An 18,258-nucleotide genomic window follows, 5' to 3' on the forward strand; every position below is an offset into this window, starting at 1 on the left:
TCCCCGGGCAAAGGCGAAGCCTTTGCGCGGGGATGACGGATCGAGCGCGAACACGTGGTTGGCCACTACGCTTCGTGCCTACTCCGCGGCCTGCTCCAGTGGCGCGACGCGCGGCAGGATCATCTGGATGCGGGTGCCGTTGCCCGGTGCGGAATCCAGCGAGAGCCGGCCGCCGAGCCGCGTGGTGACGATGCTGTAGACGATGTGCAGGCCGAGCCCGGTGCCGCCCTGATCGCGGCGCGTCGTGAAGAACGGATCGAAGGCGCGGCGGCGCACGTCGAGGCTCATGCCGCAACCATTGTCGGCGAAGATCACCTCGACATTGTCGCCTCCGGCGGCGTGGACCTGGATCTCGACCTCGCCGGCCTTACCGTCCGGGAACGCATGCGCGACCGCGTTGAGGAACAGATTGGTCAGCACCTGGCCATACGGTCCCGGATAGGAGTTCATGATCAGGTTCGGCTCGCAATCGATGTTGAGCGTCAGGTTGTGCTTGCGCAGGCCGGGCCGCAAGCTCATCACCACCTGCTCGGTGAGATCGCCGAGGTCGAAGGTGCGCTGGTCGGAATAGTTGCGGTCGGCGGCGACCTGCTTGAACGACTGGATCAGCTCCGCGGCGCGGTTGAGATTGGCGACGAGTTGCGAGGAGGCATCGCGCGCCGTGTTCAGGAAGTCGTTCAGGCTGGAGCGGCGCAGGTCGCCGCGATCGACCTGGGTGGCGAAATTCGCGGTCTTGCGCTCCAGCGCGGACGCCACCGTCAGGCTGATCCCGACGGGATTGTTGACCTCATGGGCGACGCCGGCCACCAGGCGGCCGAGCGCGGCGAGCTTTTCGGCCTCGATCAGCGAATTCTGGGTTTCCCGCAGATTGCGCAGCGCGGCCTCCGCGGAATCCCGCGCCTTGCGCATCTCCTGCTCGGAGCGCTTGCGCTCGCCGATGTCGAGCGCGACCGTGACGATGTTCTCGATGTCGCCCTGCGCGTCGAGGATCGGCAGCTTGTTGACCAGCCACTGCCGCATGTTGCCGGCGACGTCCTTGTACTCCTCTTCATAGAAGCCGAGCTCGCGGCGGGCCGACAGGACGCGCTTGTCGTTCTCATCGGTCTTGGCCGCGCCGTAGCGCGACATCAAATCGCCGGTGGTCTGGCCGATCGCGTCCTGCGGCTCGATGCCGAAGATCCCCGCCATGTAGCGGTTCATCAGCACGTAGCGCAGGTCGCGGTCCTTGACGTTGATGACGGCGGGCACCGTGTCGATGACCATCTGCAGCAGCCGCCGGCCTTCGGCGATCGCGTCTTCGGCGCGCTTCTGGTCGGTGATGTCGCGCACCGTGCCCTCGTAGCGGACCACCTCGCCCTCGTCGTTGCGGACGACGGTCGCCGAATCGGACAGCCACAGCACCGTGCCGTCGCTCGCGCGCACCTGATACTCGTAGTCGCGCACCACGCCATCGCGCTGCATCAGCTGCTGGTACTGCTCGCGCGCCGCCGGATCGACATAGACGGTGGTGGCGATGTCGTCGATGCCCTTGATCAGATCCTGCGGCGTTCCATAGCCCATCATCCGCGCCAGCGCCGGATTGGCGTTGAGCAGCGCGCCGCCCGGCGTCGTGACGTAGATGCCCTCGACCGACGCCTCGAACAGCTTGTGGTAGCTCTCCTCGGCGAGCCGCTGCTCGGCGAGCGCACGCAGCGCCGCCTCGCGCGCGCTGTCGGCGTCGACCAGGGTCTGGCGGAACACTTCGGCAGCGCGTGCGATGTCGCCGATCTCGTTGTCGAGGTCGGCGCCGGGAATGAACGCGCTCTTCTCGCCGCCCGCGACCTTGCGGATCGAGCCCGCGATCCTGGCGAGCGGGCGGACGGTGCGGCGAACCACCAGCACCGACGCGAACAGGCCGATCAGCACGCCCGCCGTGCCGAGCACGATGCTCTGCCATTTTGCTTCAGCCAGCGTCCGGGCAAAATCGCGCGACAGCACGTGGCCGCGGCGAGAGCTGAGCTCGCGGAGCAGCTCGGTGACCTTCTGGATCAGCCGGCCTTCGGCGCCGAGCACCTCCTTGTCGATGTCGGCGATCTGGCCCTCGCGCACCGAGACCGCGATGATCGCCTCGGCATAATTGTCGACGGCGCCGCGCAGCGCGGGATCGGAGATGGTCATCGCCCGCATGCTCTGCGCGGCCTGCTCGGCGGCGGACGTGTTGTGCGCCAGCAGCGCGGTGGCAATCCGGCTCTGGGATTGCGACAGCGCATTGGCCAGCGCCGCATCGTTGCTCGCGGCGACCGCCTTGTCGAAGGCGTCGCGCAGCGGCGGCAGCCCGGCGACCAGCTCGGCTCGGCGACTGAGCAGCGCCGAGATGCGCTCGATGCCGTTGCGATAGGTCGCCAGACGCTGGGTGACGCCGTCGATCATGTCCTGCTGCTCGGGCGCCAGCTTGATGCGGGTCTTTTTCAGGATCTCGCTCAGCGACTGGGCCGCCTCCGCGACCTGGACCGACTGGCTGCCCGGCTCGGTGACGAAATCGCGCGCCGCGAGCCGCAGCTCGTTCATGCGGCGGTCGATATCCTCGGCGATGTCGCCGACGCTCTGCAGCCGCTGCAGCTCGGCGAAGGTCGTATCGATGTGACGGATCGCGATCACGCTGGCGGTGGATGTGATGATGATCACAGCCAGGACCAGCAGGAAGCTGCCGAACGTGAGCTGGCCAATGGAGAGGGAGAACGCACGCGGCGCTTGCGAATTCGGCGTCAATTCAGCGGTCATGTCATCAAGGCCGGGGTCCAATGGGCTCCAATATACGGGAAATTACGGGTTTTGGGGAAACATGCTGAAGGGCCGGGCCGGCCGGTGTGATCTGTATCACCCCTCCCGCAGCTGACCGCTTCCGGCACGGGCCGGCGGCGGGCTCAGTCCGGCGGGATGCCGGCCTCCTTGACCACCCGGCCCCAGAGGGCGACGTCGGCCGCGATGATGTCGGCAAAGCGCTTCAGCGGCGCGCTCCGGGCGTCGCAACCGGCGACATCCAGCTTCTTGCGCACCTCGGCGGAGGCCAGCGCGGTTTCCAGCGCCGCGCTGATGCGTTCGACCACCGGCTGCGGCGTGCCCGCCGGCACCACGAAGCCGAACCACGGCGTCACCTGCGCCTCGGCAAAGCCCTGCTCGGCCATGGTCGGCACGTCGGGAAAGTATTTCGAGCGGCCGTCGCTGATCGCGCCGATGATTCTAATGCTCCCGGACTGCACCTGGGCCAGCGCCTGGTTGGCCGACAGGAAGCTCGAGGTGATCAGCCCGCTCGCGATATCGGGCACCATCTGCGGATAGCCGCGATAGCCGATCGCGGTGACGTCGATCCCGGCGAGCCGCTTGAACAGCTCGAAGCCGAGATGGCCGGTCGAGCCCTTGCCGGGATGGCTGTAGTTCAGCGTGCCCGGCTTGGCCTTGGCCAGCGCGACATAGTCGGCGACGGTCTTCACCGGCAACGAGGTCGGCACGATGAAGAAGTTCGGGGCGAGACAGATCTGCCCGACCGGCACGAAGTCCCTGACCGGATCCCAGCGCAGCTGCGTGTTCAGTGCCGGGCTTGCGGTGAAGAAGGTCGCCAATAGCCATGTGTAGCCATCGGGCGCGGCGCGTGCGACCTCCTCGGCCGCGATCGAGCCGTTGGCGCCGGACTTGGCCTCGACGACGATCGTCCCCTTCCACTGCTCCTGCATGTCCTGCGCCATGATGCGCGCGAACACGTCGGCGACGCTGCCCGGCGCATAGGGAATGACGATGCGGATCGGCCGGCTCGGGAAGTCCTGCGCGCGCACCGTGCCTGCCATCGCCAGCAACGCCATGCACGCACCGGCAATGAGGCTGATCCGTCGCAACATCGTCCCGTTTCCCGCCCTGTGATTTCTTTGCGGGCAGCATGCAGGGATTGCCTGACGGCAGCAAGGCGCCGGTTTCAGCGGGCGAAACTTCAGGCGGTGGCGAGCGTCCAGGGCCACTCGACGACAAGGCTGAGCGGAACGAGGATCGCGGCGCCCGCGAGCAGCGAGCCCGCCGCCGGCGCCATCGGATCGAGCCCCTTGAAGCCGCGGCTGAAGATCGCAGCACAGGCGTAGCAGATGGTGGCGGCGACGATCGCGACCTCGGCCACGATCCCCTGCCCGAGATCGCGGAACGCATCGACGCCGACGATCAGGCAGATGCCGGCCATGCCTGACATCACCCCGAACAGCTTGCGCGGGCTCGCGGCCTCGTGGCGGGTGACCGCGGCGGTGAACAGGAAGGTGAAGATCGGCGAGGCCGAATTGAGGATGGTGGCGAGCCCGGCATCGACGAGGCGTTCGCCCCAGGCGATCAACGTCCACGGGATCACGCTGTTGAGGCAGGCCTGGAAGATGAAGCGGCGCCAGGTCGCGCGATCGGTCGGCATCGTCACACCGCGCATCCGCATGATGACGAGCAGCAAGAGCCCCGCGATCGCGGTGCGCGCCGCGATCAGCGTGATCGGCGGGATGGTTTCGACGCCGAGCTTGATGAAGGTATAGGAGCCGCCCCACAGGGTGGCGAGCGCGAGCAGCAAGGCGAGCTCGAAGCCCATGTTGGGCTGGCGGGGGGTGGTGGTCGTCATGGGCTGGGGATTCCGTCTCGATGGTTGAGAGGAATCTACATCGGCGGCGGCGATGATATTTCGATATAAGCCGAAATGTGGAGAAGCGACTTTCCTTCCCACCGTCGTCCCGGCGAAAGCCGGGACCCATTACCACAGGGTTGTGTTGTTGGAAGAAGGTGCGGCCACAGCGTCGCACAACAATGAAGATCGGTGGTTATGGGTCCCGGCTTTCGCCGGGACGACATCGAGTATGTTGCGCCGCCTGCAAATCATGCACTCGCCGTCTCTCAGGATAACGCTTACCCCAGCGCCCCGACGTCGAACACCTCGCCGTCGTAGCCCGCTTCCTTGGGGATGCGGAGCTGGCGGCCGGTGGCGGTCTTGGTCATCACGGGCATCACGGCGACGATCGCCTTGCCCTTGCTGTCGGCGAGCGCGGCGCCGACATTCGGCTGCTTGCCGAGCCGGATCAGGTTGCGCGTGGTCGGGAACGGCAGCTTGAAGCGGCCGGTCTCGCCGCCCTCCAGCGCCTCGCGCGTCGACACCCAGATCGAGTCGGTCGATTCCTTGCCGTCATGGGCGCCGAGCTGCTCCGGCGGCGCGGCGGCGAGGAAGAACCAGGTGTCGAAGCGCTTCGGCATGCCCTCCGGCGTGATCCAGTGCGCATACGGCACGAGCGCGTCGAGCGCGAGCACCATGCCGTTGTCGGTCAGCACCTTGAGGAAGCTGATCTTGCCTTCGTTCAACGCCGCGCGATGCGCGGTCGCGATCTCGTTCGCACGCTTCGCATCGACCAGGTCCTTCGACCCCTGCGGCCGCGCCAGCAGGATGCCGCTCTCCTCGAAGGTCTCGCGGATCGCCGCGATCCGGAAGCCGAGCGCGTCGCCGTCGAGCCCTTCCCCGCCGGAATAGAGCGCGGGATCGGCCGCGATCTCCTTGTCGTTCTTGTCGACGCTGCCGCCCGGAAACACCAGCGCACCCGAGTTGAACTCGATCTGGTGATGGCGGACCATCATGAAGACTTCGATTTCACGTGACGCCGTGCCGTCACGCAGCAGCAGCACGGTCGAAGCAAGACGCGGGGCAACGATCTCGGTCATGATTAGCCTGCTGCACTGGATTGCGGTTGCAGATTGGCGCGGCGGTCGACGCGCGCCACACGGGACAAGAGATAGTCGACCTCCGCCCTTGCCTGCGGCGTGATGACAGCTCCGGGCTTGCGCTGCGCGCTGGAGGAGATGATGCCGCGCTTCTGCAGCACGTATTTGCGCACGGTGAGGCCGACGCCGGGCTGCTGCTCGTAGCGGATCAGCGGCAGATGCGCGTCGAACAGATCATGCGCCGCATCGCGCTTTCCCGCCTTGGACAGATTGACCACGTCGATCAGCAGTTCGGGGAAGGCATAGCCCGTCATCGCGCCGTCGGCGCCGCGCTCCATCTCGAAATCGAGGAACAGGCCGCCATTGCCGACCAGGATCGATAACGGCCGCAGCGAGCCGTCCTTCTGGAAGTTGCGCAAGGTCGAGATCTTCTCCAGGCCCGGCCAGTCCTCGTGCTTGAGCATCACGCAGGACGGCGAATCCATCACGATCTTGCGGATCACCGCCGGCGTGAACACGACGGTCAGCGTCAGCGGATAGTCCTGCAGCACCCAGGGAATATCGTCGCCGATCGCTTCCTGAGCCTGCTTGAAGTAGCCGATGATCTGGTCGTCGGTGCGCAGGTGCGGCGGCGGCGCGATCATGACGCCGGCGGCGCCCGCATCCATCGACTTCTTCGCCAGCGAGCGCATCGTGGCAAAGCCGGGCGCCGAGACGCCGACGATGACCTGCAGCTTCTTGGCGCGCTTGACGAAGCGCAGCGCGACCTGCTCCGCCTCCGCGGCGTCGAGCTTCGGCGCCTCGCCCAGGATGCCGAGCACGGTGACGCCGTCGCAGCCGACATCGGTGTAGAAATCGGTCAGCCGGTCGATCGACGCCTCATCGATGCGGCCGTCATCGTGGAACGGGGTCGGCGCGATCGCAAAGGTTCCTGCGGCCTGGGCGGTGAGTTTGGTCATTTGGGCATCTATCCTCTGGTCCGTCGTTCCGGGATGGTGCGCCAGCACCAGACCCGGAACCTCGAGATTCCACAATGCGCAATTGCGCATTGGGGTTCACGCTTCGCGTGCCCCGGAATGACGGTATACATCAGAACCGCCGCGCGCCCATCTTGATCTGCTCTTCGGAGAAGAAGATATCCTTGGCGTGGGTGACGATGTCCTCGGCCTTCCAGCCGGTAAATGGCGGCTTCCAGCCCTCCATTTCCATCATCCTCATCTCCCGGACCCCGCGCGGGCCCGAGACGCCGAGGACCTTGCCGGTCTGGTCGCCCGACAGGTCGCTGACCATGTAGAGCACGGCCGGCGCGATGCCGTCCGGGCCGAGCGCCGCACCCGGGTTCTCCTTGTAGCGCGGCAGGTCCGCGGTCATGCGGGTCAGCGCGCCCGGCGCCAGGGTCCAGATCCGGATGTTGTACTTGCGGCCCTCGATCGCCAGCACGTTGGACAGGCCCCAGATGCCGCCCTTGGCGGCGCCGTAATTGGTCTGGCCGAAATTGCCGATCAGGCCCGAGGTCGAGGACGTGTTGACGATGACGCCGCCGCCATTGTCGCGCATCCATTTGAACACCGGCTGGGTGCAGCAGAAGGTGCCCTTCAGGTGCACCTTCATCACCTTGTCCCAGCTCGCTTCCTTGGCCTTGTGGAAGGTCTCGTCGAGCAGGATGCCTGCGTTGTTGACCAGGATGTCGGCGCGGCCGAAATGCTTGATGGCGTCGTCGAACACCGACTGGCCGCCGGCCAAGGTCGAGATGTCGGCGCCGTTGGCGACTGCACGGCCGCCCTCGGCCTTGATCGCGTCGACCACCTTGTCGGCCATCGACTTGTCCGAACCCGAGCCGTCGCGCGGGCCGCCGAGATCGTTGACCACCACGGCCGCGCCCTCGCGCGCGAACAGCTTCGCATAGGCTTCACCAAGTCCGCCGCCGGCGCCCGTGATCAGCGCCACCTTGCCGTCGAGTAATCCCATGGTTGTTTTCTCCGTTTTGTTTCTTTCTTCTTCACCTCTCCCCGCCTGCGGGGAGAGGTCGGATCGCCCTTGCGATCCGGGTGAGGGGGTACAGGTCTGTCCGCAGACCACCGTTGCGGTGAGAGAGCCCCTCACCCCAACCCTCTCCCCGCAAGAGCGGGGCGAGGGAGTGCATCACCCTCGCCGCTTAAGCCAGCACCGTCTTGCCGCTCTTGATCACGGTGACGCCGCGCGATTTCACCTTGGCCTCGAACGACACCACATGGCCGTCCTTCCACAGCTCCATGGTCACGGTCTCACCGGGGAACACCGGCGATGAGAACCGCGCCACGTGCTGCTTGAAGGCGGACGGATCATAGTCGGCATAGGTCTGCAGCACGCCGCGGCAGGTGATGCCGTAGGTGCACATGCCGTGCAGGATCGGCCGCGGGAAGCCGGCCTTCTTGGCGAACTCCGGATCGGAGTGCAGCGGGTTGCGGTCGCCGCACAGCCGATAGACCAGCGCCTGGTCGGGCCGCGTCGTGATATCGACGATCTTGTCCGGCGCGCGCTCCGGTACCTTGTGCGGCTCGGGTTGGCCGTCGGACGGGCCGCCGAAGCCGCCATCGCCGCGGGCGAAGCGCGAGGCGACCAGCGTGGCGAGCTTCTCGCCCTTCTCGTCCTTCAGCACGGTCTGGTGGCGGATCACCGCGCCCTTGTCCTTGCCCTTGTCGAACACGTCGAGCACGGTCGAGTCGGCCGTGATGTGCGCCGCGGTAGCGAATGGCTTGTGGAAGGTGATGTCGCGCTCGCCGTCGACCACCATCACGCGGTTGAGGTTCATCTCGCCGGGACCGGCGCCCCAGGCCGCGACCGAGGCAAACGTCGGCACCACCTTGAGCGGGCGCGGCGTCAGCACGCCCTCATTGACGAAGGCGAGCTCGTTCTCGTCCATCGGATCGGCACCCAAGCCGATGCCATAGGCGTAGAGCATCACGTCGCGGTCGGTGTAGCTGTATTTCTGGCCGAGATTCTTCAGGGCCATCAGCTGTTCGTACACGATCGGCATTGTTGTTTTCTCCCCGAACTGTTCTTTCTTCGCCGTTGCGCGTTATTGCGCCCTCTCCCCTTGCGGGAGAGGGCTGCACCGGCATCAAACGCAAACTCGTTTGGGAGAGGGGTTGGCTCCTCAAACGCATCTCTCGCGGAGAGAACCCCTCTTCCGGCAGCCTTCGGCTGCCACCTTCCCCCGCAAGGGGGGAAGGTACTTTCTAGGTTAGGCCGGCGTGAAGAACGGCAGCGGGGCGCCGTCGGTCGGCTTCCACACCACCTTGACCTTCTGGCCGATCTTCACGTTCTCAAGATCGCAATCGACGATGTTGGTCTGCAGCGACGGACCTTCCTTCAGCGTCACATAGGCGATCGCATAGGGACCGGTCGGCGACTTCCGCATCAGGCTGTAGGTGTAGACCGTGGCCTCGCCGCTCGACTCTTCCCACACTGTCTTGTCCGAGAAGCAGAACGGGCAGATCGCGCGCGGGAAGTAATGCGCCTCGCCGCAGGTGTTGCAGCGCTTGATCATGAACTTACCCGCCTTCGCCGCTTCCCAGAACGGCGCGGTCTCCGGGTTGGTCACCGGGGCATTGTACTTCTTCGCTTCAGACATCACGCACGCTCCAGAATGCAGGTTGAGGCGGCGTGGCGAACGCCGAGCAGACCGCCGGTGCCGTGGGCGATCGCGAGGTCGCAGTTCTTCACCTGCACCTTCGGATGCGCCTCGCCGCGCAACTGGCGCACAGCCTCGAGGATTTTCGTCATGCCGCCGCGATTGACGGGATGGTTGCTGCACAGGCCGCCGCCATCGGTGTTGAACGGCAGCTTGCCGACGCCGGAGATCAGATTGCCGTCGGCGACGAACTTGCCGCCCTCGCCCTTCTTGCAGAAGCCGAGATCCTCGAGCTGCATCAGCACCGTGATGGTGAAGCTGTCATAGATCGAGGCGTATTTGATGTCCTTCGGCGTCACGCCCGCCTCCTCGAAGGCACGCGGACCGGACCACACGCCGGCGGAGTAAGTCAGATCGAGATCCTTGCCGCCGCGCGGGCCCTTCATCGCCTCGCCATGGCCGATCAGGCGCACCAGCGGCTTCTTCAGGCTCTTGGCGATCTCGGGCGTCGTGACGATCATCGCGCCGCCGCCGTCGGTGACGACGCAGCAATCCATGCGGTGCAGCGGATCGGAGATCATCGGCGAGTTCAGCACGTCCTCGACGGTGACGACCTCCTTCAGCATCGCATGCGGATTGTATTGCGCGTGATGCGAGGCCGCGACCTTGATCCAGGCGAGTTGTTCGGAGGTGGTGCCGTAGTCGTGCATATGGCGCATGGCACACATGCCATAGGCATTGTGCGTGGTAGCCCCGTAGGCCAATTCGAAATCAGCCTCGGCGCCCGACGCGCGCGGCGGCATCGGGCCGGTGCGCGGCTTGCCCGCCAGCGTGACCAGCGCGACCGAGCATTTGCCCGCGGCAATCGCCTCGGCGGCGTGGCCGAGATGGATCAGATAGGAACAGCCACCGGTCTCGGTGGAGTCGACGTGACGCAGCTTCCTGGTGTTGAGGCCGAGATAATCGACCATCGGCCACAGCCCGCCCGGCGCATCGCCGGCGCAGAAATAGCCGTCGATGTCGTCCTTCGTGAGCCCGGCGTCCTCGATCGCGCCCTTGGCGACCTCAGCGTGAAGCTGTGCTGTTGATTTATCGGGTGCGTGCCGGGTGGGATGTTCGTAGATCCCGGCAATGTAGGCCTTGCCCTTGATGGTCAAATCGCTCTCCGCTGGCGTTTCTTCGCTCGAGCGTTTTTCTGAACCGGACGCGCGACCTTGGCAAGCGCGGAAATATTCCGTCAGGCGAGACTGCGGCGTGTGCACCGTGCGCGCGCCCAAAACACAAATGTCGTCCCGGCGAAAGCCGGGACCCATAACCACAGGATTGTGTTGCGAGACCAAGCTGCGGCCACGGCCTCGCGCAACAACGAACAACGGTGGTTATGGGTCCCGGGTCGCGCTTCGCTTGCCCGGGACGACGTTGAATGTGTGGCTACGCTACTCCGCCGCCATCTGCCGCGGCGCGGGCGGCGGGTTGGCGAGGTCGGCGGCGAGTTGCGCGTAGCGAACCTTCGCTTCCTTGATCGCCTTGTCCTTCACCGGACCGTAGCCGCGGATGCGATCGGGCAGCGCCAGCAATTCGACCGCGATGTCGTGGTTGAGGGGCGACAGCAGGTTCAGCACCGTCGCGACATCCTTCTCGTAGCCGGCGATCAGATCGCGCTCCAGCTTGCGGTCGGCGTTGTAGCCGAAGATGTCGAGCGGCGTGCCGCGCAGGAAGCGGAATCTTGCCAGCACCCTGAAGGCCGACATCATCCACGACCCGAAGGCGCGCTTTTTCGGCCGGCCCTGCGCGTCGAGCCCGCCGCCGAGGATCGGCGGCGCCAGATTGAAGTTGAACTTGAACTCGCCCTCGAACTGATCGCGCAGCTGCTTCTCGAAACGGCCGTCGGTGAACAACCGCGCCACCTCGTACTCGTCCTTGTAGGCGAGCAGCTTTGCGTAGTTGATCGCGACCGCGCGCGGCAGCGCCTCGCCGTAGCCGCCCTTGGTGGCGGTGTCGCGAACCTGGTCGACCAGCTTGCGGTAGCGTTTTGCCAAACGCGCGCTCTGATAGTCAGTCAGAAGCGCCATGCGGTGGGTGATGATCTCGTCGAGCGACATCGCATCCAGCGTCTTGACCGGGGCTGCGTCGTCATCCTGCCCCTTCATCATCGCGGCGAGGCGCGCCGGATCGGCCGCGGCCAGACGCCCGAGCTGGAACGCCTGCGTGTTCATCTTGATCGAGACGCCGTTGACCTCGATCGCCTGCAGAATCGCCTCCGCCGACAGCGGCAGCAACCCGCGCTGATAGGCAAAGCCCATCATCATGATGTTGGTGGCGATGGAGTCGCCGAGCAGCGCCTCGGCCGGCTTGGTGAAGTCGAAGAAGGCGGAGTCCTTGCGCAGCTCGGTCTCCAGCACGCTGTTGACCTTGCGGCTCTGGAAGTTGAAGTCGCGGTTCAGGATGAAGTCCGCGGTCGGGATCACGTGGCTGTTGATGATGCCGACGGTGCGGCTCGCATCGCACAGCGTGATGGTGTCCTTCGACGCCGCCACGACCTCGTCGGCCGCAAGTACCAGATCGGCCGTTCCGGTCACGATGCGCGAGCAGGTCACGTCGGCGGTGTGCTCGGAGAGCCGGACGTGGCTCAGCACCGCGCCGCCCTTTTGCGCGAGACCTGACATGTCGAGGATCATCGAGGCCTTGCCCTCGATATGCGCGGCCATGCCGAGCAGCGCGCCGATCGTCAGCACGCCGGTGCCGCCGACGCCGCCGACCGCGATGTTGTAGGGCCGGTCGAGCGCGGGCTTGGAGGCTGGCTCCGGCAGATTATCGATGCTGCCGAGCTCGGGCGGCGCGCGACGCCTGAGCTTGCCGCCATCGACCGTGACGAAGGACGGGCAAAAGCCCTTCACGCAGGAATAATCCTTGTTGCAGGTCGACTGGTTGATGGTGCGCTTGCGCCCGAGCTCCGTCTCCAGCGGCTCGACCGAGATGCAGTTCGACTGCACCGAGCAGTCGCCGCATCCTTCGCAGACGGCAGGATTGATCAGCACGCGACGCTGCGGATCCTCCATCAGGCCGCGCTTGCGGCGACGGCGTTTTTCGGCGGCGCAGGTCTGCACGAACACGATCGCCGACGTGCCCTTGGTGTCGCGGCACATCTTCTGGACGTTCTCGAGGTCGTCGCGATGGAACAGCTTGACGCCGGGCGCGATCGTATCGGCCGGATAGGCGTCCGGATTTTCCGAGACCAGATAGATCTCGCGGATGCCTTCGGCATGGAGCTGGAAGGTGATCTGCTGCGGCGAGAGATCGCCGTCGTGGCGCTGGCCGCCGGTCATGGCGACCGCGTCGTTGTACAGGATCTTGTAGGTGATGTTGGCCTTGGAAGCGATCGACTGGCGGATCGCGAGAATGCCGGAGTGGAAATAGGTGCCGTCGCCGAGATTGGCGAAGACGTGGTTCTCGTTGGTGAACGGCGCGATGCCGACCCACGGCACGCCCTCGCCGCCCATATGGGTGAAGGTCTCGGTCGAGCGGTTCATCCACAGCGCCATGAAGTGGCAGCCGATGCCTGCCAGCGCGCGGCTGCCTTCCGGCACCTTGGTCGAGGTATTGTGCGGGCAGCCCGAGCAGAAATACGGCGTGCGGCTGACGGGCGCGGTCGCCTGCATCTGCGTCGACTGACGGCCGTTGAACCAGTCCGCCTTGGCGCGCAGCATCTCGGCGATTTCGGGATTGAGATTAAGTCGAAGCAGCCGTTCAGTGAGCGAGCTCGCAAGCGAAGCCACGCTGAGCTCGGCCGCGAAGGTCAGGAAGCGCTTGTCGTGATCGTCCATCTTGCCGACGATGCGCGGACGCACGTCGTCGCGCCAGTTGAACAGCTCCTGCTTGACCTGGTTCTCGACGATCTCGCGGCGCTCCTCGACGATGAAGATCTCCTCGAGGCCGACGGCGAAGTTGCGCACGCCTTCCGGCTCCAGCGGCCAGGGCATGCCGATCTTGTAGAGGCGGATGCCGATCTTGGCGGCGATCTCGGGCGTGATGCCGAGCTCGCGCAGCGCCTGGCGGATGTCCTCGTAGCTCTTGCCCGAGGCCATGATGCCGTAGCGCGCGTTCGGCGAATCCATCGTGATGCGGTTGACCTTGTTGGCGCGGGCGAAGGCGATCGCGGCAAAGCCCTTGTAGTCCTGCAGCCGGCGGTCCTGCTCGAAGCGGTCGTCGGGCCAGCGGATGTTGAGGCCGCCCGGCGGGAGCTCGAAATCGGTCGGAATGATGAAAGGCGTCATCTCGTCGGTGAGATCGATCTCGGCCGTGGTCTCGACCGTCTCGGTGATCACCTTCATGCCGACCCAGCAGCCGGAGTAGCGCGACATCGCGATACCCAGAAGGCCCATCTCGATCATTTCGTGGATGCTGGAGGGGTAGAGGTAGGGCATCAGCGCGGAGATGAAGGCGTGGTCGGACTGATGCGGGACGGTGGAGGATTTCGCGCCATGGTCGTCGCCCGCAAGGCAGAGCACGCCGCCATGCTTGGCGGAGCCGGCCGCATTGCCGTGGCGGAACACGTCGCCGCAGCGGTCGACGCCGGGGCCCTTGCCGTACCAGATGCCGACTGCGCCATCATATTTGGCGCCCGGCGACAGGGCGAGTTGCTGCGAGCCCCAGATCGCGGTGGCCGCGAGGTCCTCGTTCACGCCGGGCTGGAATTTGATGTTGTACTGCTCGAGATGCTTGCGGGCGGCGAACAGTTGCTGGTCGTAGCCGCCGAGGGGGGAACCGCGATAGCCGGAGATGAAGCCTGCCGTGTTGAGACCCGCGGCGCGGTCGCGCCTGATCTGCGCCATGGGCAGGCGGACCAGCGCCTGGATGCCGGTCATGAAGACGTGGCCGGTGTCCTGGGTGTATTTCTGGTCGAGGCTGATAGGCCCTTGGTTGATTCCCATTTAGCCCTCTTTTCGCTGGTCGCGACGACTGCTTTTTAGCTAGTCATCCGAACTTGTTAGAACCAGTCTATGTCGGATTTTCCAGCGCGCGCAGCACAATTCTGGGCAACCAGGCCCGTCGCTCAAAAATCGCAATTTCGTGCCGGGAATATTGCAGGGCCGTTTCGGTTTCTGTCGCAGGACAGGCCCGCGGCGAAATGGCGTAACGCGTCTTGTGGACCGAAAGGTGATTGGATGCGGCGACGATTTCGAACGACGGGCGCGATTCTGGTCGCCGCGCTGTTGTGCGGTGCGCTCACGGCAAGCGAATGTGCCGCGGCGCCGGCCGACGACGTCATCGCCCGCGGCAAGGCGCTCACGATCGCCGGCGACTGCGCCAGCTGCCACACGGCCGATCCGGCAAAGCCCTTCGCCGGGGGCAAACGGATCGACACGCCGTTCGGTGCGGTGTTCTCACCGAACCTCACCCCCGACCGCGATACCGGCATCGGCGGCTGGAGCGACGACGATTTCCTGCGCGCGCTGCGGATCGGCATCTCGCCGAGCGGCGCGCATTATTATCCCGCCTTCCCCTACCCGTACTTCACGAAGCTGATCCGCGACGACATCCTGGCGATCCGCGCCTATCTCGCGACGCTGGCGCCGGTCAGCAACAAGGCGCCGCCGCCGGAGCTGCGCTGGCCGTTGAACTACCGCGTGCTGATGCGGGCCTGGAACGCGCTGTTCTTCACGCCGGGCATCATCCAGCCGGACCAGAATCAGGCTTCGGAATGGAATCGCGGCCGCTACCTGGTCGAGGCCCTCGCCCATTGCGGCGCCTGCCACACGCCCAAAAACGCCTTCGGTGCCGACAGGCGCGACCAGGCGCTCAGTGGCAGCGTGGTGCAAGGCATGTTCGCGCCCAGGCTCGATGGCGCCGCGCGCAGCGGGCTGAAATCATGGAGCGTGGCTGACATCGCCGAATATCTGCAGAGCGGCCGCAACGGGCACAGCCATGCCGGCCCCCTGATGTCCGAGGTGGTGCTCAATTCGACCTCGAAGATGAGCGACGCCGATGTGCGCGCCATCGCGGTCTATCTGAAGAGCCTGCCCGTCGGCGCGCCGGAGCCGGAGGTCACCCCGCCCTCGCCGGCGCAGATGAGCAATGGCGAGCGCATCTATCGCGGCGCCTGCATCGCCTGTCATGAGCTCGACGGCTCGGGCGCGCCGCGGATCTATCCGCCGCTGCCCGGCAACGCCAATCTGCAATCGGCCAATCCGGCGAGCACGCTGCGCATCATCCTCGACGGCGCGCAGACCGTGACGACGCCGCGCGCGCCGAACGGCGGCTCGATGCCGGCCTATCCGAAGCTCACCGACCAGGAGGTCGCGGACGTTGCGACCTATATCCGCAATGCCTGGGGCAACACGGCGCCGGCCGTCACCGCGGACGAGGTCGCGAAGGCGCGGACGGCGAAATAGCCGTTCAACGCTCCTCGTCGCTGAACACGAATTTCGGCATCTCCCATCGGTAGCGGATCGCAAGCATGCGGAACGTCAGCCCGAGGGCGAAGGTCAGCGCGGTCCAGAGCTGCGCATTCACCTGCAGCCCGGAGCCGGTCACATAGAACAGTCCCGTCACCACTGAGACGCTGGCGTAGAGCTCGCTGCGAAACAACAGCGGCACCTCGTTGCAGAGGATGTCACGCAGCACGCCGCCGGCGCAGCCGGAGATCATGCCGGCGACGATCACAATCGGCAGCGGGACGTCGACTTGCGAGGCCACGTCGCAGCCGGCCATGGTGAACACCACAAGTCCGATCGCATCGAGCACCAGGAATGCGAGGTTGAGCCGGTGCACCAGCCGCGCCAGCAGGATGGTGGCGAAGGCGCCGGCGGCTGCGACCGCAAGGTAGATCGGGTGCGCGACCCAGAGCAGCGGATAATGCCCGAGCAGCACGTCGCGGATGGTGCCGCCGCCGAGCGCGGTGATCGCGCCGAGCATGCAGACGCCGGCCCAATCCATGCTGCGCCTGCCGGCCGCCAACGCCGCCGTCATCGACTGCGCCGCAACCGCAATGAACGAGAGCACTTGCAGCACCGAATCGGTGGGCGGCATGGTCCACATTGAAAAGGCCTCATGAAACAGATTGGAACCCAAGGAATCGACGGTTCCTGCATGAACAGGTTGCAACATTGGCGCGGAACATCCTTGCGCGCCAGCCATTGTCCCATGCGTTTAGCTTTGAGGTGCTAACGGAGGAACTTTGCAATGGCCCATCAACCTGACGATCCGTATCGCGCCAACCTGACCGAGGACGAAATGCGCCGTCAGGCGCGCTTCAACAGCCTGGACAACGAGCTGCAGCCGGATCCGGAACTCCAGGAGGGACCGGCCAGCACCACCAAGATCGCGATGTTCGCAGTCGCGGTGGCCGTGGTGCTCGGTGCGTTGTTCTACGGCTTGAACAATACTTCGGTGCACGAGGCCGGCACCACGCCGTCAGCGCAGACCGCGCAGCAGCAGCCGGCCAATCCGGCCGCGCCGCCTCCGGGCATGCGCGACGTGACGCCGAAACCGAACAGCCAGCCCGGCACGACCACGGGCGCGGCACCGGCGCAGCCCGCGTCTCCGTCGGCCAACAAGCCGACCGGGCAGGAGATCGACCGTTCGGCGACCCCGTCCGACTCGACCGGCGACAAGAACAAGTAATCCGCTCGCTATCGTGAGCGACGAAGCAGCGGGCCCAGCGGCCCGCTGCTTTTTTGCACGTGAGCCTACTTGAACATCTTGTTGAGCTCGCCGCCGGGATAGCCGTTGGCGAATTCGGTGAAGGTGCCCTTCTCGGCCATCTCCTTGGCCGCCTTCATCACGCCGGTCCAGGCCATCCGCGCCAGCGCTCCGCCGACGCTGATCCGGCGCACGCCGAGATCCGCGACCGATTGCAGCGTCAGCTCCGACGCGCCGCCGATCAACAGATTGACCGGCTTTGGCGCCACCGCCTTCACGACCGCGGAAATCTCCTCCTTGGTCGCGATGCCCGGCGAATAAAGGACGTCCGCTCCTGCTTCCGAATAGGCCTGCAGCCGTTCGATCACCAGATTGAGGTCCTTTTTCCCCCACAGGAATGCCTCACAGCGGCCGGTGAGCAACACGCCGCTGTTGTCGGCATCGATGGCCTTGCGCGCCGCCTTGATGCGCTCGACCGCAAGCTTGTGCTCGAACAGCGGGTTGGCGGCGTCTCCGGTGGAATCCTCGATCGAGAGCCCGGCGACGCCGGTCTTGACGCCGCGCGCGACATTGACCGCGACCTTGTCGGGCTCGACCGCGAAGCCGCCCTCGAAATCCGCATTGACGGGAATATCGACCGCCGCACACAGCGCAGTCAGGTGGTCGCAGACGTCATCGACGGTGACGCGGTTGTCGGCCTTGGCGATAGTCCATGCAAAGCCCGCGCTGGTCGACGCCAGCGCCTTGAAGCCGAGATGTTGCAAGGCGCGGGCGCTGCCGACATCGAACGGATTCGGAATGATGAAGCACCCGCCCTCATGCAGCTTCTTGAAGGCGGCGCGTTTGTCAGCAGTTGGCAGTGGCATTGGTCGCTCCCTAGAGTCATTGGCCGCGCACAGATAGGCACCCACGCATCCGCCCGCTAGTGCGGCTCATGCACCGCGCGGCTGTCCTTCGGTGCCTGATCGCGTTCGTTCAGGCCGTAGTCACGGATCACGCTCGCCACCCGCAGCCGGTAGTTCTCGAAGATCCGCGCGCGGCCCTTGGCCTGGGTACGGCGATGCTCGATCGTGTTGCGCCAGGCTTCCACCGCAGCCTCGTCGCGGAAGAATGACAGCGACACGAACTTGCCCTTCTCCGTGATGCTCTCGAACCGCTCGACCGAGATGAAGCCGTCGATCTCCTGCAGGATCGGCTTCAGCTCGGCGGCAAGGTCGAAATAGAGGTCCCGGTGCTCAGGCTTCGGCCAGACTTCGAAGATCACGGCGATCATGGGCGCCTCCCGCACATTGCTGTTGTGGCCC

Annotated in this window: 14 protein-coding genes and 1 pseudogene; 2 read left to right on the forward strand and 13 right to left on the reverse strand. The window is 65.6% G+C overall.

The genetic code is table 11. The annotated features are described in order from the left end of the window. Positions 1–78 precede the first annotated feature (78 nt). The 10 genes and pseudogenes from ACVWYP_RS29370 to ACVWYP_RS29415 form a co-directional block, all read right to left on the reverse strand. Positions 79–2,760, reverse strand: a complete 2,682-nt coding sequence (locus tag ACVWYP_RS29370; protein WP_304495769.1) for a PAS domain S-box protein — start codon at positions 2,758–2,760, stop codon at positions 79–81. Between the two features lie 143 nt (positions 2,761–2,903). Continuing rightward, positions 2,904–3,872: a Bug family tripartite tricarboxylate transporter substrate binding protein gene (locus ACVWYP_RS29375; protein WP_304495770.1), complete on the reverse strand. Its 969-nt coding sequence runs from the start codon at positions 3,870–3,872 to the stop codon at positions 2,904–2,906. Positions 3,873–3,970: 98 nt separating this feature from the next. Continuing rightward, positions 3,971–4,618, reverse strand: a pseudogene (locus ACVWYP_RS29380) (DMT family transporter); the annotation flags it as partial. A gap of 281 nt (positions 4,619–4,899) precedes the next feature. Beyond that, positions 4,900–5,700: an NUDIX hydrolase gene (locus tag ACVWYP_RS29385; protein WP_304495771.1), complete on the reverse strand. Its 801-nt coding sequence runs from the start codon at positions 5,698–5,700 to the stop codon at positions 4,900–4,902. Positions 5,701–5,702: 2 nt separating this feature from the next. Continuing rightward, positions 5,703–6,659 carry a dihydrodipicolinate synthase family protein gene (locus ACVWYP_RS29390; protein ID WP_018272087.1) on the reverse strand — a complete coding sequence of 319 codons (957 nt, stop codon included), beginning with the start codon at positions 6,657–6,659 and terminating at the stop codon, positions 5,703–5,705. Between the two features lie 130 nt (positions 6,660–6,789). Continuing rightward, positions 6,790–7,668 carry an SDR family oxidoreductase gene (locus ACVWYP_RS29395; RefSeq protein WP_304495772.1) on the reverse strand — a complete coding sequence of 293 codons (879 nt, stop codon included), beginning with the start codon at positions 7,666–7,668 and terminating at the stop codon, positions 6,790–6,792. Between the two features lie 187 nt (positions 7,669–7,855). Beyond that, positions 7,856–8,716, reverse strand: coding sequence for a MaoC/PaaZ C-terminal domain-containing protein (locus ACVWYP_RS29400; RefSeq protein WP_304495773.1), 861 nt, complete (start codon positions 8,714–8,716; stop codon positions 7,856–7,858). Between the two features lie 207 nt (positions 8,717–8,923). Next, entirely contained in the window at positions 8,924–9,313 is a 390-nt protein-coding gene (locus ACVWYP_RS29405; protein WP_028339261.1) for a Zn-ribbon domain-containing OB-fold protein, read from the reverse strand. After that, positions 9,313–10,470: a thiolase domain-containing protein gene (locus ACVWYP_RS29410; RefSeq protein ID WP_076858214.1), complete on the reverse strand. Its 1,158-nt coding sequence runs from the start codon at positions 10,468–10,470 to the stop codon at positions 9,313–9,315. Before ACVWYP_RS29410 ends, ACVWYP_RS29405 begins: the two co-directional genes overlap by 1 nt. A 279-nt stretch (positions 10,471–10,749) precedes the next feature. Next, entirely contained in the window at positions 10,750–14,244 is a 3,495-nt protein-coding gene (locus ACVWYP_RS29415) for an indolepyruvate ferredoxin oxidoreductase family protein (RefSeq protein WP_304495774.1), read from the reverse strand. Between the two features lie 234 nt (positions 14,245–14,478). Here ACVWYP_RS29415 and ACVWYP_RS29420 point away from each other — a divergent pair, with 234 nt between their 5' ends. Further along, on the forward strand, positions 14,479–15,705 hold the full coding sequence (locus tag ACVWYP_RS29420) for a cytochrome c (RefSeq protein WP_304495775.1): 1,227 nt from the start codon (positions 14,479–14,481) through the stop codon (positions 15,703–15,705). A gap of 4 nt (positions 15,706–15,709) precedes the next feature. On the opposite strand, the gene ACVWYP_RS29425 is transcribed toward ACVWYP_RS29420, so the two are convergent. After that, complete coding sequence (locus ACVWYP_RS29425; RefSeq protein ID WP_304495776.1) at positions 15,710–16,351, reverse strand: trimeric intracellular cation channel family protein; 642 nt, start codon at positions 16,349–16,351, stop codon at positions 15,710–15,712. Between the two features lie 144 nt (positions 16,352–16,495). Here ACVWYP_RS29425 and ACVWYP_RS29430 point away from each other — a divergent pair, with 144 nt between their 5' ends. Further along, positions 16,496–16,936 (forward strand): hypothetical protein, encoded by a 441-nt coding sequence (locus ACVWYP_RS29430; protein WP_028339266.1) that lies wholly within the window; start codon positions 16,496–16,498, stop codon positions 16,934–16,936. Between the two features lie 65 nt (positions 16,937–17,001). Here ACVWYP_RS29430 and ACVWYP_RS29435 read toward each other — a convergent pair whose 3' ends face one another. Then, a complete protein-coding gene (locus ACVWYP_RS29435; protein WP_304495777.1) occupies positions 17,002–17,820 on the reverse strand; it encodes an isocitrate lyase/PEP mutase family protein in 819 nt (272 codons plus the stop codon). A gap of 56 nt (positions 17,821–17,876) precedes the next feature. Further along, positions 17,877–18,227: an antibiotic biosynthesis monooxygenase family protein gene (locus tag ACVWYP_RS29440; protein ID WP_016839915.1), complete on the reverse strand. Its 351-nt coding sequence runs from the start codon at positions 18,225–18,227 to the stop codon at positions 17,877–17,879. Positions 18,228–18,258 lie beyond the last annotated feature (31 nt).

The sequence above is a fragment of the Bradyrhizobium sp. USDA 3262 genome, assembly GCF_054060035.1.

What these genes read in the sequence shown, in the direction of transcription:
- ACVWYP_RS29440 (WP_016839915.1), bottom strand. Translation starts at nt 18,227, where the DNA reads ATGATCGCCGTGATCTTCGAAGTCTGGCCGAAGCCTGAGCACCGGGAC.
- ACVWYP_RS29430 (WP_028339266.1), top strand. Translation starts at nt 16,496, where the DNA reads ATGGCCCATCAACCTGACGATCCGTATCGCGCCAACCTGACCGAGGAC.
- ACVWYP_RS29400 (WP_304495773.1), bottom strand. Translation starts at nt 8,716, where the DNA reads ATGCCGATCGTGTACGAACAGCTGATGGCCCTGAAGAATCTCGGCCAG.
- ACVWYP_RS29425 (WP_304495776.1), bottom strand. Translation starts at nt 16,351, where the DNA reads ATGTGGACCATGCCGCCCACCGATTCGGTGCTGCAAGTGCTCTCGTTC.
- ACVWYP_RS29405 (WP_028339261.1), bottom strand. Translation starts at nt 9,313, where the DNA reads ATGTCTGAAGCGAAGAAGTACAATGCCCCGGTGACCAACCCGGAGACC.
- ACVWYP_RS29385 (WP_304495771.1), bottom strand. Translation starts at nt 5,700, where the DNA reads ATGACCGAGATCGTTGCCCCGCGTCTTGCTTCGACCGTGCTGCTGCTG.
- ACVWYP_RS29435 (WP_304495777.1), bottom strand. Translation starts at nt 17,820, where the DNA reads ATGCCACTGCCAACTGCTGACAAACGCGCCGCCTTCAAGAAGCTGCAT.
- ACVWYP_RS29395 (WP_304495772.1), bottom strand. Translation starts at nt 7,668, where the DNA reads ATGGGATTACTCGACGGCAAGGTGGCGCTGATCACGGGCGCCGGCGGC.
- ACVWYP_RS29420 (WP_304495775.1), top strand. Translation starts at nt 14,479, where the DNA reads ATGCGGCGACGATTTCGAACGACGGGCGCGATTCTGGTCGCCGCGCTG.
- ACVWYP_RS29415 (WP_304495774.1), bottom strand. Translation starts at nt 14,244, where the DNA reads ATGGGAATCAACCAAGGGCCTATCAGCCTCGACCAGAAATACACCCAG.
- ACVWYP_RS29375 (WP_304495770.1), bottom strand. Translation starts at nt 3,872, where the DNA reads ATGTTGCGACGGATCAGCCTCATTGCCGGTGCGTGCATGGCGTTGCTG.
- ACVWYP_RS29370 (WP_304495769.1), bottom strand. Translation starts at nt 2,760, where the DNA reads ATGACCGCTGAATTGACGCCGAATTCGCAAGCGCCGCGTGCGTTCTCC.
- ACVWYP_RS29390 (WP_018272087.1), bottom strand. Translation starts at nt 6,659, where the DNA reads ATGACCAAACTCACCGCCCAGGCCGCAGGAACCTTTGCGATCGCGCCG.